Origin of the sequence: Dyadobacter sp. (assembly GCF_039919315.1) — a bacterium.
Classification (GTDB): domain Bacteria; phylum Bacteroidota; class Bacteroidia; order Cytophagales; family Spirosomataceae; genus Dyadobacter.
This window is the reverse complement of record NZ_JBDSFX010000092.1, coordinates 66,902-81,573: the sequence shown is the minus strand read 5'-3', so window position 1 is coordinate 81,573 and position 14,672 is coordinate 66,902. Positions and strand designations below refer to the sequence as shown.

Genomic DNA, 14,672 nt, shown 5'->3' with positions numbered 1-14,672 from the left:
AATTAGAATGATAGATTTAACTGTGCGCCATACGTTGCAACAGATGGACCGGAAGCAAATTCACCGTACAGATTTTTAAGGCTGGTACCAAATGTATTGGCCTCAGGATCTGTAAAATGGTTTCCTTTTGGCGTCCATAGCACAAGGTTTCTTCCGAATACCCCTACGGATGCGACCCGGATCGGCAACTTGGTCAGGAAGCTTTTGGGCACAGAATAAGTAAGAGATACGTTTCTGAGCTTGAAGAAGGTCTTCGGTAACACGTGGTTGTACTCATAGGAAGTAGTTCCTCCGTAATAAGTGTATACATCTGCACGTGAGATCGGCGTCGTGTTTTCTCCAAAAGTACCGTCTGGCTGTTCTACTACCGAACCAGGGATAACCCAGGGCTCCCTATCATTGTATTGGGAGTTGTAGGCATTTCCATTGAAGTAATTCAACCTCGCAGTGTATGAATAAAACACCCCACCATTACGGTAATCCCCGTTTGCACTCAGCTTGAAGCCTTTGTAATTTAAATAAGTTGAAAGCCCCAATGTGTAATTAGGATTGATCGAACCTCTGTACACTTCGTCAGTACTTTGCAATGGTAAGCCTGTTTCAGGGTTTACGACCACATTACCGTCGGGATCCCGTCTCACGTCCGGAGAGTAAATGGCGCCAAGTGGTTTGCCCACTACGGCACGCAGCTTGACATTATAGCTGCTGTTGAGCAGGATATTTCCCGATCCACCTTCCAAACCAAGTGATTCAACTTCGTTTTTGATTTTATTGTAGTTCACAGTCACACCCCATTCAAAATTCTCTGTACGAACCGGGATCAGGTTTAATGCGAGTTCCAAGCCTTGGTTTCTGACACTACCAAGGTTCACAGTTTGCGCTGTGGCGCCGGTTGCAGGTTCCAGGTTAAGGCTGATAATCTGGTTTTTAGTCAATTTGTCGTAAACGCTCAAATCAACCCCTACTCTTCTGCCGAAGAAACCGAGTTCAAGACCTGCCTCGAATTCCTGAGAAATTTCAGGTTTCAGGTCCAGGTTACCCGGGTTATTTGAAACTTCATATGCATTAACGCCACCGAATGGAAAGTTGATGTTACCAAAACCACCCGCTCTCACGCTACCCGGAACATATACGGAGTACACCTGGTAAGGATCGGCATCATTACCGGCAGACGCGGCAGCAAAGCGTACTTTAACAAATGGGATCTGCGCTGGCAGCTTGAATGCTTCTGACAACACTGCGCTGATGCTTGCACTTGGATAGAAATATGAGTTTTTACCTTTGGGCAATGTGCTACTCCAGTCATTTCTCGCTCCTACTGTCAGGTATAGCCAGCTATCGAAACCGAAAGTGGCCGAACCATACACACCCACCAAACGGCGCATGGTAGTCGTTGCGAAAGTGATCGGCGTTACTGAGCTGTTGGACAGGCTGTAAAATCCTGGCAAGTCAAGGTTCGTTACCCTTGCATAATTGGTAAGGCCGGACCGTTCGTTTACGTTATGTCCAAGAAAAGCCTGAACATCAAAACGGGTACCAAAATTATGTTTGAAGTTAAAGATCAGGTCACTGTTGAACTGACGGTTACCTCTCGACAACTGGGCCACACTACCGAATACGTTATTGGCCGTTGCGTTGGGAGTACCCGGTGTGATCCGGCCCACATTACCCCAGTCTTTCTGGAATGCGTCGGAATAGTCACCTCCCACTCTCCATTGCACACCCAGGCTTGGCAATAACTGATAACCGAACTCGATGTTACCGAAAATACGATCTTCATCATAGTTGTTACCCTGGTTGTACAGCGTCCAGTAAGGGTTTTGTGCGTATGGCGTGAAGTAATTGTCAAGATCCATAAACTTACCGAAAGGATTGTTTGGATCCAGGAATGCTTTGGAGTCAACAATTGAATGGTCTCTCGGGATTTGAATAATCTCCTGCCAAACCACTTTTCCACCACCCGCATCGTCACCTTGTCCGGTTGCGACCGCTTTCTGGTTCTTGTGAACATAGTTGATATTTGAATTAACCGAGAATTTACCCAGCTTCAATCCACCATTCAGGCTTAACGTATTACGCTTATATGAATCCGCGTTAGTCGGCACTACGCCGTCCGCCATGGCATTGGAGTAAGAAACACGGTAGTTGGCTGTCTCAGTACCACCTGCAACGGCGATGCTGTTATTCCATTCGTAGCCTCGGTCGAAAAAGTCTTTCAGATTGTCCTTCTGGGCCTCGAACGGTTTCAATAGTTGTGAATTGTCCACTACATTACCCCACAGCCTTGTTGATCCGTCCATTTTTGGTCCCCATGAGCCGTTTTCGATCGAATTAAACAAGCCGCTCCATCCCTGTCCGTAAGTATTTTGAAGGTGAGGAACTCTCAGCACCTGAGATTGTGCAAAAGAACTTGAAAAGTCAACGGTCGTTTTGCCTGACTTTCCTTTTTTCGTTGTGATCAGGATAGCTCCGTTTGCAGCACGGCTACCATATAATGCAGATGCAGAAATACCTTTCAAAACCGTGATAGTCTCGATTTCATTCGGGTTAATGTCATTCATCTGGTTACCAAAGTCCATCGATCGGTTGAAGTCATCATTGCTGTTCGCAGCAGTGGTTGACGACGAATTGCCCCGGTTGTTCATCGGAACACCATCAACCACGTATAACGGCTGGTTATTTCCCGTCACCGAGTTGAAACCGCGGATATTCAGCACGGTTGAAGCTCCCGGCGCTCCCGAAGCGGTGGAAACAGACAGACCTGGCACCCTTGCGTTCAGGGCATCGAGCGGGCTGGTGTTCCTTGCTTCTGTGATGGACGTGTTGGTAATGGTTGCGGTAGAGTATCCGAGCGATTTTCTTTCGCGGGAAATACCAAGGGCAGTAACCACCACTTCGCCAAGTTGCTGGGCATCAGTTACCAGCGTTACATTCATTGTCGTTTTGGAACCCACTACGATATTTTGGGCGATGTAACCCACGAATGAGTACACCAATGTTGCCGAGGATGGAGCTGAAATTGAATATTTCCCTTCTGTGTCAGTACTTACCCCTCTGGTCGTCCCTTTTACTGTAATGTTCACTCCTGGCAGGACACTCCCGTCATCCGCGGTCACGACTCCTGACACCTCCTTATCCTGGGCATACGCGTGCCACCCAGGCGTTAGTAAGGCTATCAAGACTAACAATTGTAGAATCTTTCTCATAGCAATGATTTAGAGTTTGTTTAATAGGATCAGTTGACTTAATGGTTACAAAATTAATGTTGTTTTAATAAATTTACAATGCCTACCCTAAGAAGTCCAGAATATTATTTGGCATTGGAATCGTTTCATTGCAAAATAATTAGCCAAAGGCTCAAATTGACCTCTCAAAACGTATATTGTAAAAGTTTGTGTTTTTCACCTATTTGTTGTTAAACTTTCAACACTTCTACACGATCTGTGAAATAATTGCAAACAATGTCGACAATATGTGAATTACCCTATGTTCTACTTTCTCCTATTTTGGTCGACAATTAGCCTCGAAAACCTGTATTTGGCCCTTTAAAATGCGCAAATTATTTCCTTTAAAAACCCTTTAAATATTAGAATAGTCCAAATATTGGACTCAATTCGATCGCTGAATTTCAATAGCCTTTTAAAATTTGAAGGAGATAACGTAATTTATATCCGTTCTTAATAGAGGCTACGTATATATACAGCGTTAATTACTGACCGGTATTGATAATCTGAATAACTCTTGGAGAGAATGCTACGAAAAAGTTAAAGAAAAGGGGTATATGTTAACAAAAACATAATAAGTGTTCTTTTTTTGAAAATTTTAAACATTTAAAAAAATCGCAAAAAAGGGGTATCTCCTGCTATAAAATTCTCCGAAAACATACCTCAAACCAAAGTATATTTTGAAATTTGGCAATTGAAAGGTTGTAATGGTTAAACTAATAATTAATTTTGCAACATTATGTTAACATAACAAATCTAACTATTTAATCATTTATGAGGAAGACTCTATTATCCCTACTGGGGTGCTTGCTGCTATTGTGCACACAAGTACATGCCCAGGACCGCGCTGTGACCGGTAAGGTCAGTGCAGAAGATGGCTCGGTTTTGCCGGGTGTTAACATTTCTTTGAAAGGTACTAATCGAGGTACCACTACAAACGCCCAGGGTGAGTACACGATTACTTCCGAGTCAGGCGCTACTTTGGTTTTCAGCTTCATTGGTTTTCAGACTCAGGAAGCGATTGTAGGAAGCCAGTCAACCATCAACATCTCACTCAAAAACGACATTAGCCAGTTACAAGAAGTAGTGGTTACTGCTTTGGGACAGGAAAGAAAAAGAAATGAGCTGGTGTATGCTGCTCAGCAGGTCACAGGTGAGCAGATCACACAATCGCGTAACCCGAGTGTAATGAATGCGCTTTCAGGTAAAATCGCCGGTCTGGATGTGAAGACCAACAACAACATGGGTGGTTCAACGAGCGTGATCATTCGTGGTTTCAAATCCATTACTGGTAACAACCAGGCTTTGTTCGTTATCGACGGTGTACCTGTTTCTAACGCCAACACTAACACATCTGACCAACAAACGGGACGTGCCGGAACTGACTACGGTAATGCTGCTGCGGATATTAACCCGGACAACATTGCTTCTGTTAACGTTTTGAAAGGTGCTGCCGCCACCGCTCTTTACGGTTCACGCGCTTCAAACGGTGTTATTTTGATCACTACCAAGCAAGGACGCAAAAACAGCTTCGATGTAACTGTCAACAGCGGCGTTACCTGGGGTAAAATTGACAAAACTACTTTTGTAAAATACCAGAACGAATACGGTGCAGGCTACGGTGGTGACGGAGCTGCAGATCAGTTTTACCGTGGTAACCTGGGATCAGGCGAAGGCGATATCGCTGTATTTGACGCTGATGCATCGTTTGGAGCTAAATTTGATCCAGGTCGTATGGTTTATCAATGGAATTCTCTAGACCCTACGTCTCCTACTTTTGGTAAAATGACTCCATGGGTAGCTGCAAAGAATGGTCCTGACAAATTCTACGAAACTGCGGTTAACTCTAACCAGAGCATCAACATTACAGGTGGTGGCGACAATGCTACTTTCAAAGTGGGGTATACCAGAAATGATGAAAAAGGAGTTTTGCCAAACAGTAAGCTGAACAAAAACCTTTTCAACTTCTCCGCTTCTTTTGACCTGACCAAAAAACTGACCATATCGGCAAACGCCAACTACTCTCAGATTAAAGGTACAGGACGTTACGGAACAGGTTATGATGGAAAAAACCCTAACCAGCAGTTCAGACAGTGGTTCCAAACCAATGTTGACCTTGTTGAGCAAAAAGAGGCCTATTTCAGAAACCAACAGAACGTAACATGGAACTGGGGTAGCCCAACTGATCCATTTGAAGATAATGGCCCTATCTACTCAGAAAATCCATACTTCTCACGGTATCAGAACTTCTCAAACGACTCTCGTGACAACTTCTTCGGCTATACCCAGGCAGTTTACAAAATCGCTCCATGGGTAGATTTCACAGGTCGTTTCGCCTATAACGGGACAAGTGATATGCAGGAAGAAAGAATTGCATTTGGTAGCTCAGACCCTGCCGAATACAAAAGATACAACAGGTCATTCCACGAAACCAACCTTGATCTTATCTTCAATTTCCGTAAGAGCATCACGAAGGACATTCACTTCGCCGGTTTGGTTGGAGGTAGCATGCGCCGTTCTAAACTGGATGCGATCAGAGCTAAAACGAATGGTGGTATGGTTGTTCCAAACCTTTATTCTTTGAGCAACTCGGTTAACGCGATTGAAGCGCCAACTGAAACTTATCAGAAAATAGGTGTGGATGGTCTTTATGCACAGGCTTCATTTGGTTTCAAAGATCTTGTAAACCTCGACCTTACTGCAAGACAAGACAAATCGACGACACTTCCGAAAAACAACAACTCTTATTTCTATCCTGCGATCGGAGCCAACTTCAACTTCTCTAATCTTGATATGTTGAAAGCAAGCTGGTTAACAATGGGTAAATTGAGCGTTAACTATGCAGAAGTTGGTAATGATGCACCATGGGGCAGCACAAGTGATGTATATGACAAACCAACCGGTATCGGTTCAGTTCCTTATTTTACATTACGTAATACCAAGAACAACCCTGATCTGAAATCTGAACGTACAAAAAGCTACGAATTCGGTCTTGAAACTGCATTCCTTAATGACCGTGTTGGTTTGAACGTAACTTATTACCGTTCAGCAACATTGGATCAGATCCTGCCAGTTACGATCTCTGCTGCAACTGGTTACGCTTTCCGCTACATCAATTCCGGAGAAGTACAAAACAAGGGTATCGAGATCTCTGCTTACGTAACTCCGATCAAGGTACAGGATTTCTCCTGGACATTGAATGTGAACTTTGCACGTAACAGAAACAAGGTGATCAGCCTGTATGGCGAAGGTGCTAACAAAGTAACCAATGTACAGATCGCTGCTCCACAAGGAGGTGTTTCTCTTAACGCAGCAGAAGGACAGCCATTTGGTGTGATCAGAGGTACAGACTTCGTTTATCATGAAGGAACAGGGGAAAAAGTTGTAAAAGCCAATGGTATCTACGCAGCCACTGCCAGCTCAGCCATGATCATCGGAAATCCGAACCCAGACTGGATCGGCGGTGTAAGCAATACATTCAAATACAAGACATTGTCATTGAGCTTCTTGCTTGATATCCGTAAAGGTGGAGACATCTGGTCACTGGATCAATGGTATGGAGAAGGAACAGGTATGTACCCGGTTACAGCCGGTGTGAACGAATTGGGCAATCCTAAAAGAAACCCTGCTTATCTGTATGATGCAAAGGGTAACAAAGTAGGAGATGCTCCAAATCAAGGTGGTGTTCTTTTCCCAGGTGTACAAGCTGACGGCTCACCAAACACCGTAAGGGCTGAAAACGTGGATGGCAACGGTGCTACCGCTTACGGTTACCCAGCCAACCCGCCAAGAGCGATGTACATCTACGATGGAAGCTATATCAAATTGAGAGAACTTGCCTTGACTTATTCATTGCCACAAGTGCTTGTATCTAAACTGCGCGCTTTCAAGCAAATCGATGTGTCCGTGATCGGTCGTAACCTTTGGATCATTCACAAAAATATGGATTTCCAGGATCCTGAAGAAGGTTTGGGTTCAGGCTTGCTGAATGGAGCAGGTGGTTATCAAAGTGGTGCATATCCAGCTGTAAGAAGCTATGGTTTCAATGTTAAATTCCGTTTCTAATCACAATATGAAAAAATTAATCATCTTCTTTTTGCCAGTTCTGCTGCTGACAGCGTGCGTGGACAGTCTGGACGACTATAACGTTGATACCAAGCGCCCTTCTGTGGTGCCAGCGGTAACGCTTTTTTCGAATGCATTGAAAGGATTGGCAGATACATTGACCAGCCCTAATGTCAATGTTAACAACTATCGTTTGTACGTACAGCAGTGGTCAACAACCACCTACCTGGATGAGCCACGTTATAACGTGACGGCACGTACGATCCCTCAGGCTTTCTGGCAGGGATTCTACAAAGGTGTAATTTCTGACCTTAATGAGTCAAGAAGACTTATCAATGCAGATGCACTTTTGTCGGCAGGCACCAAAGACGTACAACTTGCACAGATTGAAGTAGTTGAAGTAATGGCTTGGGCTACTCTGGTTAATACTTTCGGAAACGTTCCTTACACCGAAGCATTAAACCCTGAGAATCCACTACCCAAATACGACGATGCTAAAACAGTATATGATGCGATCCTGACCCGTTTGGACGCAGCATTGCCTAAGTTAAGCGCTAACGGAACACCATTTGGATCAGGCGACCTGCTTTTCAAAGGTAGCATCCCGAAATGGGTTAAATTCGGAAATTCGCTGAAACTAAAACTAGCGATGATCATCGCAGACAGCGATCCTGAAAAAGCTAAGAAAATGGTAGCAGAAGCAGCACCTAATGTATTTACTGCAAATGCTGATAAAGCTGCATTCCCTTACGTTTCGACCCCTCCTAACTACAATGTGATCGCGCAAAACTTGAATCCATTGTATTCAAGCCGTCAAGATTTCGTAGCTTCTGAGACGATCATTAATCCAATGAATGATCTGAATGATCCAAGAAGAGCTTCTTTCTTCACAACTGTTGGGGACAAGTACATAGGAGGAAAATATGGTTTCCTGAACACCTACTCGTCGTTCTCTCACGTAAGTGCCAAGATCATCGAACCAACCCTGGAAGGCTTGCTACTTGACTACTCGGAAGTTGAATTCCTTCTAGCTGAGGCGGTTGAAAGAGGTTTTATCACTGGTTCAGCTGCTGATCATTACAACAAAGGCGTAACAGCTTCCATTACTTACTGGGGTGGAACTGCAGCCGAAGCAACTGCTTACCTTGCACAACCAAAAGTGGCTTATGCTACTGCTGCTACAACCTGGAAAGAGAAAATCGGCTTCCAGAAATGGTTGGCATTGTATAACAGAGGATGGGAAGCATGGGTGGAATGGAGAAGACTTGACTTCCCTAAATTGCTACCTCCATCAGGCGGAAACGTACCAGCTGGACTTGCCATTCCGGTACGTATGATCTACCCGATCAACGAGCAGACATTGAATGGTGCAAGCCGCGAAGCTGCCGCTGCTGCCATCGGTGGTGATCTTGCAACGACCAAGTTGTGGTGGGACAAGTTCTGATTTTTTAGAATACATTATATTGAAAGGAGGCGGGATGTTCCCGCCTCCTTTCTTGCTTTAGAACAGATATTTTACCGTTAGAAAATCGTCGCCTAGCCGGACGTTCATTCTATCGGGCACCCTTGTCAGAAACCCTTACATTAAGTCGCGATTGTAGAAGCAATGATTGCTTGTACAATCAGAACTTAAAACAAACCTGACATTTATGAAACAAATTTTACTTTCCATTTTGGGGGGAATGCTGCTGTTATGCAGCCACGCCCAAGCCCAAAGCAGAGAGGTCACCGGCAAGGTCACCTCCAAAGAAGACGGGTCGGCATTGCCGGGGGTTACCGTGAGAGTGGCAGGTAGTAATTCCGGAACGCTCACCAATGATAAGGGCGAGTTCAATATCACTGCAAAACCCGGGCAAACGCTTTTATTTTCGTTTGTGGGTTTCCTGAACCAAGAGACCAAAGTCACAGCCAGCGAGCCAATTGACATTGCCCTGGCTCTGGACGAACTTTCATTGAACGAAGTAGTAATCACAGCGGGAGGCTTAACAGCTCACCGCAGAGAATTGGGTAATCAATCCACTACCATTAAAGCCCACGAAATTACACAAGGTAAGCCAACAAGTGTCGCTGCCAGCCTCGCGGGCAGGGTTCCGGGCCTGTTAGTAATGGGTGTAAGTAGCGGCGTTAATCCAAGTTATCGGCTTGTTCTCAGAGGAAACCGGTCGCTCACGGGAAACAACCAGGCGCTGGTCATTATCGACAACATGATCTCAACCAGTGATATTCTTGGGAACATCAATCCCGAGGACATTGACGACATTCAGGTGCTTAATGGTGCCGGTGCCGCAGCACTTTATGGTTCAGATGCTTCCAATGGGGCGTTGATTGTAACCACAAAAAAGGGGAAATCGGGAAAAACAGAAGTCCGTATATCCAATACCACCACGATTGAAAAAGTGAGCTTCCTACCTCAGCTTCAAAAAGGGTTTGGCTCCGGAACCACGCCGGATGATGTTCCTACTTACACACCATTTGAAAATCAGCAATATGGACCAGCATTTGACGGTTCGACGGTCGTGATCGGAAAACCCCTGCAAGACGGATCCATCCAGAGTGCGCCCTACTCTGCCAAAAATTCAAGAGAGGATTTTTGGAAAACCGGTCTTGCCAATCAGACTGATTTCAGCATTTCTTCGGGAGACGAAAAAGGGACTTTTTATTTGTCTGCCCAGTATTTCGATCAAAAATCTACCGTTCCTTACGATAAGTATAAAAGATATAGCCTGCGTGCAAACATTGTCCGCCACATTTACAAAAACCTGACAGCGTCGTTTAACACGAATTTCATCGCAAACCGCACCGAACAAAGCAGTATAACAGGAGTCGCATACCAAAATCTCCTGATGTCACCTGCCCAGGTAGATGTTACGAAGTATGAAGATTGGCGGAATAACCAATATGCTAACCCCAACGGCTATTTCAACGAGTATTTTCAAAACCCCTATTTCACATTGGCTAACAATCGTTGGGACCAACGCAATGACTTTTTGCAGGGGAATTTAGAAATGAAGTGGAATCCTGTCAAACCGCTCACATTTACGTATCGAGTTGGCATGAGCGGACGTAATCTTTCCGGAAAAGTATATACTGGCAAATTCATTTATACCGACTACACGAAGAGCATTTCCGGTAGCTCCAAAACGGACATTGCGGGCTCTGTAACGGACTACGCAGGTTACACTACGCAGCTGGTCAATGATTTCCTGGCTGAATTTAAGACAAACCTGAATCCGGCATTCAACCTGAATATCGTGCTGGGTACTACGGTTCGTGAAAATGCTACCAAAGCAATAGGTATCAATGCAAACGGACTTGTGATCGACGGACTTTATAACGTCGGAAACAGTTTGAGCAACCCAGCTGCTAATGAAAGCAGTTACAAAGCACGTCAAATTGGTGTTTTTGGGGAAGCCAGACTTGGCTTTAAGGAATTGCTTTACCTGCATGTGACTGGCAGAAATGACTGGCGATCGATCCTTGCCAAAGAAAATCGTTCATTCTTCTATCCGTCTGCGGATATTTCTTTCATTGCAAGCGACGCGATCCCCGCACTTACTACTTCGGAGTTTCTTCAAAGCCTTAAATTGCGTGCGGGCTATTCGCAGGTTGGACAGGTAAGCCTTGCCAATAACAATGCTTTCGGGCCGATTCCGTTGAGCAACCTCGGCGCATATTCGTTGAGCGGCACATTCTCACAAGGTAATAACTACCCTTATTCAAGCGGTGCCGGATTTACGCTGGACAATACCCTTGTTTCCGCTAGTCTTAAACCTGAAATTACGACCGGCATTGAAGGAGGTGTCGATTTTGAGTTCCGCCCATGGAGTATCGGCGGTGGTATCACGTTCTACAAAACGAATACAGTGGATCAAACCATTACAGTATTGATTCCTAATTCGACAGGTTTTGGTTTTTTGAGAACGAACATTGGCGAGGTTGAGAACAAAGGGATCGAAGCCCGTCTAAACATGGTGCCTGTTAAAACCAGCTATGGACTCGAAATTTCTCTTGGCGCTAACTACACCTATAATAGCAATAAGGTAATTTCTTTGTCGGATCAGTCCAATGAACTTACGCTATCGTCATCAGGTGCAACTGCGAAAGTATTGGCCAAAGTAGGTTCTCCATTTCCATTATTGCAGGTTACGAAATACAACCGTGATCCCGAAGGCCGGATTATTGTCGACCCCAAGACAGGTTATCCAGCTACCAATGGTTCTTTCCACGACGTCGGCATTACCAACCCTCCTCATATCCTGGGTGTAAACGGAGGAGTTAAATATAAAGGACTAAGATTGAATGTACTCTTCGAATACCGCAATGGACATTACATTTACAACGCTATTTCAACGGGTTACGACTTCTCTGGAGCCGGTATTCGTACCTCTTGGTTTAACCGAGACCGTTTCGTAATTCCTAATTCTTCCTACAAGAATGCAGAGGGCCAGTACGTGGAAAACACAAATATCACCGTCAGGAGCGGCGGTGCTGATTTCTGGACGGATGGAACGAGAAACACTGGAATTGGTGAAAACTATGCGAATTCCGCCGGATTCTGGAAACTGCGTGAAGCTTCTCTGGGATATGATCTACCTTCTTCAATTCTGGCAAAAACCAAATTTATCAAAGGCGCCAGTGTCAGCGTCCAGGGACGGAACTTGTTTATATGGGTGCCCAAATCAAATCTATATACTGACCCTGAATACAGCCAGAACGGGGCAGACAGTAATGCCGTGGGCTTCACCAATCTTGGACAAACTCCTCCCGCGCGTTACTTCGGAGGCACCTTATCATTAACTTTTTAAATGACCGATGATGAAAAAATATCGTATATACCAGGTACTGATGCTCCTGCTATTGGTGACGTCGTCTTGCAAAGATTACCTGGACATTAATACCAACCCCAATTCAGCGACCAGTGCATCCGCATTGCTCGTGCTGCCACAGGCAATCGTTGGCTCAGCATCCATTTCTAACCAGTACAATGCTTATGGCGGTCATTTTGGCGGCTACATTGCTAATGCCGGCGGCTTCTCCGGATTTGGCAACTTGTTTAACTATCAGCTCGTTCCGGGAGATTACAATAACCTCTGGGTCAATACTTACGATAATTTACAGGACTACAAGTACGTGATTGACCAAACCGAAGGAAATGATGAACTGGCTTACGCAAATGCTACCGCCAAAATTATGACTGCGCTGAATTATCAGAAGCTGGTCGATGCCTTTAACAACGTCCCATACTCGGAAGCATTAAAAGCAAATGAAAATCTGACACCCAAGTATGATGATGCAGCTACCATATACCAGGACCTGGTGAGCAAGCTGGATGAAGCAATAGGAATTATTGACACCGCAAAATTCCCCAAGTCTCTGAATTCTTCCTCCGATCCATTATTTGCCGGGGACATGATCAAATGGAAAAAATTTGCTAACACCATCAAGCTACGAATTCTGGTCAGGGTTTCAGGTGTCGCAGCATTATCGGATTTTGTAAAAACCAAGTTTGGTGCAATCGACAATACATTGGGCTACATTACCGATGATGCGATTGTGAACCCCGGCTATGTGAAGGACAAGCCAAATCCATTCTGGAACACGTGGGGCTACAGCAATACAGGCGCATTATCCAATACGTCCCGCGTTCCTACGAAATTCGCCTTTGGCTTTTACAAAGGACAAAAACTACTGGATTCCGGTCGGGGATCTGTTATTTACAAAAATTTCACTACCAATACCCCAGTCAACCAACTAGGTAACGAAGTAGATGCTCCTACGATCATCACCAATTATTCTACATGGTATTCCGGTTTGTTCAGCAGCGCCTCCAGCATTAGCAATTCATTGGGCATATTGAAAGGACCAAACCAGGGACAAGTTCTGATGCTGGCTGCGGAAGTCCACTTTTTACAGGCAGAGGCGAAATTGAAAGGATATATTCCCGGCGACCTTGCAGTGAATTTTGATCAGGGAATAGCTGCATCATTTACTTATCTATACAAGGATGTGACCAATACACTATCAGCCACGAAAGATGTCGCGGCTGACGTGGCGACTTACAAAAAGGATAATGAAGAAAGCAAGCTGGTCAATATTAAGCTCGCCACCACTCCTGCTCAGAAGCTGGAAGCCATTATTACGCAAAAATACATTGCGGTCAATATGGTCAATTCCGAAGAAGGCTGGAACGAATTCAGAAGAACCGGCTACCCGGTTACGACACCAGGAGGTGATGGCTATCACAATATTGCATCAATGCTTTCAACATCAACAAGGATAGACAAAATGCCCTCCCGGATTTTGTATCCAGCTTCCGAGCAATCGTACAACTCTGCCAATTTCAAGACTGTCAATCAGTTTTCAGACTTAATTTTTTGGGATCCAAATTAACATACGATATGAAAAACGCATTTAAGCTTGCCGGGCTGATCATTCTGGCTTCTGCATTTACATCATGCTTAAAAGATGATGTTACCCTGGATCCCGAGAAATCATTCAATGTGATCGAATTCAAGAATCCATCCAGTTTTGTTTCACCCAGCGGCAGTAAATATTCATTGTATACCCGGGCGTTTGACCTGGCCGACGAAAATGACTACCCCATTACCGTCAGCTACTCAGGCGCAGGCGTTGCATCAGAGGACATTACAGTAACACTTGGAATCGATACTGCGGCACTTACTCAGTATAATGCTGAACAGCATACCAAATACGTGGTTATTGATCCGAAACTGTACGTACTGCCTGCATCGGTCACGATTCCAAAAGGCGGGCGCACCGCCACCGTCGGCCTGAAAGTAAAAAGTAACAACTTCGATTTTAGCAAAAGCTATGTACTGCCGGTTCAGATCAAATCGGCTTCCGCAGGAACTATCAGCGGTAATTTCGGAACCATACTTTTAAGCCTGAATGCAAAAAACAAATATGATGGCGTATACAAAGTAACTGGGAAAATGTCCGATGTCATTAATCCCGCCTTTGTGGGTCTCTACACCACAGGCCGAATTGTTGAATACACCTTTGAGACAATTTCCGCAACTAAATGTGTCGTGACCGACTACATTAACTGGGGCGGGGCGCCATTTATTCCGTTCTGGACCGGAACCGGGGTTAGCGGTTACGGTAGCTTCTCTCCGGTTGTCGAATTTGATCCGATGACAAATAAGATTATAGGCGTCGAGAATTATTACGGACTGCCGGCGAATACACGCTCAGGAAAGCTTAATCCCGCAGGCATAAACACATATGATCCCGCTACAAAATCGATTAAAATCAGTTATTGGATGCTTCAACCAAGTCTTGTTCCCGCCCCACCAAACATCCGCACTTCGTGGGAAGAGGAATGGAAATTTGTAAGGTCCAGATAATTTTATCTTTCTCTTT

At 44.8% G+C, this 14,672-nt stretch carries 6 protein-coding genes; 5 read left to right on the top strand and 1 reads right to left on the bottom strand.

The genetic code is table 11. From position 1 onward, the window contains the following. Window positions 1-2 precede the first annotated feature (2 nt). On the bottom strand, window positions 3-3,206 hold the full coding sequence (locus ABIO93_RS27255) for a SusC/RagA family TonB-linked outer membrane protein (protein ID WP_348073174.1): 3,204 nt from the start codon (window positions 3,204-3,206) through the stop codon (window positions 3-5). A 792-nt stretch (window positions 3,207-3,998) separates the two neighbouring features. Here ABIO93_RS27255 and ABIO93_RS27250 point away from each other — a divergent pair. The 5 genes from ABIO93_RS27250 (at window position 3,999) to ABIO93_RS27230 (ending at window position 14,656) form a co-directional block, all read left to right on the top strand. After that, the gene (locus tag ABIO93_RS27250) at window positions 3,999-7,289 is read left to right on the top strand and encodes a SusC/RagA family TonB-linked outer membrane protein (protein ID WP_348073173.1); all 3,291 of its coding nucleotides are present in this window, start codon (window positions 3,999-4,001) and stop codon (window positions 7,287-7,289) included. 7 nt (window positions 7,290-7,296) lie between these two features. Continuing rightward, window positions 7,297-8,733, top strand: coding sequence for a SusD/RagB family nutrient-binding outer membrane lipoprotein (locus tag ABIO93_RS27245; RefSeq protein ID WP_348073172.1), 1,437 nt, complete (start codon window positions 7,297-7,299; stop codon window positions 8,731-8,733). Window positions 8,734-8,938: 205 nt separating this feature from the next. After that, complete coding sequence (locus ABIO93_RS27240) at window positions 8,939-12,094, top strand: SusC/RagA family TonB-linked outer membrane protein (RefSeq protein WP_348073171.1); 3,156 nt, start codon at window positions 8,939-8,941, stop codon at window positions 12,092-12,094. Between the two features lie 7 nt (window positions 12,095-12,101). Continuing rightward, the gene (locus ABIO93_RS27235; RefSeq protein ID WP_348073170.1) at window positions 12,102-13,679 is read left to right on the top strand and encodes a SusD/RagB family nutrient-binding outer membrane lipoprotein; all 1,578 of its coding nucleotides are present in this window, start codon (window positions 12,102-12,104) and stop codon (window positions 13,677-13,679) included. An 8-nt stretch (window positions 13,680-13,687) separates the two neighbouring features. Then, window positions 13,688-14,656, top strand: a complete 969-nt coding sequence (locus ABIO93_RS27230; RefSeq protein WP_348073169.1) for a DUF1735 domain-containing protein — start codon at window positions 13,688-13,690, stop codon at window positions 14,654-14,656. Window positions 14,657-14,672: the final 16 nt, after the last annotated feature.

What these genes read in the sequence shown, in the direction of transcription:
- ABIO93_RS27250 (WP_348073173.1), top strand. Translation starts at nt 3,999, where the DNA reads ATGAGGAAGACTCTATTATCCCTACTGGGGTGCTTGCTGCTATTGTGC.
- ABIO93_RS27230 (WP_348073169.1), top strand. Translation starts at nt 13,688, where the DNA reads ATGAAAAACGCATTTAAGCTTGCCGGGCTGATCATTCTGGCTTCTGCA.
- ABIO93_RS27255 (WP_348073174.1), bottom strand. Translation starts at nt 3,206, where the DNA reads ATGAGAAAGATTCTACAATTGTTAGTCTTGATAGCCTTACTAACGCCT.
- ABIO93_RS27245 (WP_348073172.1), top strand. Translation starts at nt 7,297, where the DNA reads ATGAAAAAATTAATCATCTTCTTTTTGCCAGTTCTGCTGCTGACAGCG.
- ABIO93_RS27240 (WP_348073171.1), top strand. Translation starts at nt 8,939, where the DNA reads ATGAAACAAATTTTACTTTCCATTTTGGGGGGAATGCTGCTGTTATGC.
- ABIO93_RS27235 (WP_348073170.1), top strand. Translation starts at nt 12,102, where the DNA reads ATGATGAAAAAATATCGTATATACCAGGTACTGATGCTCCTGCTATTG.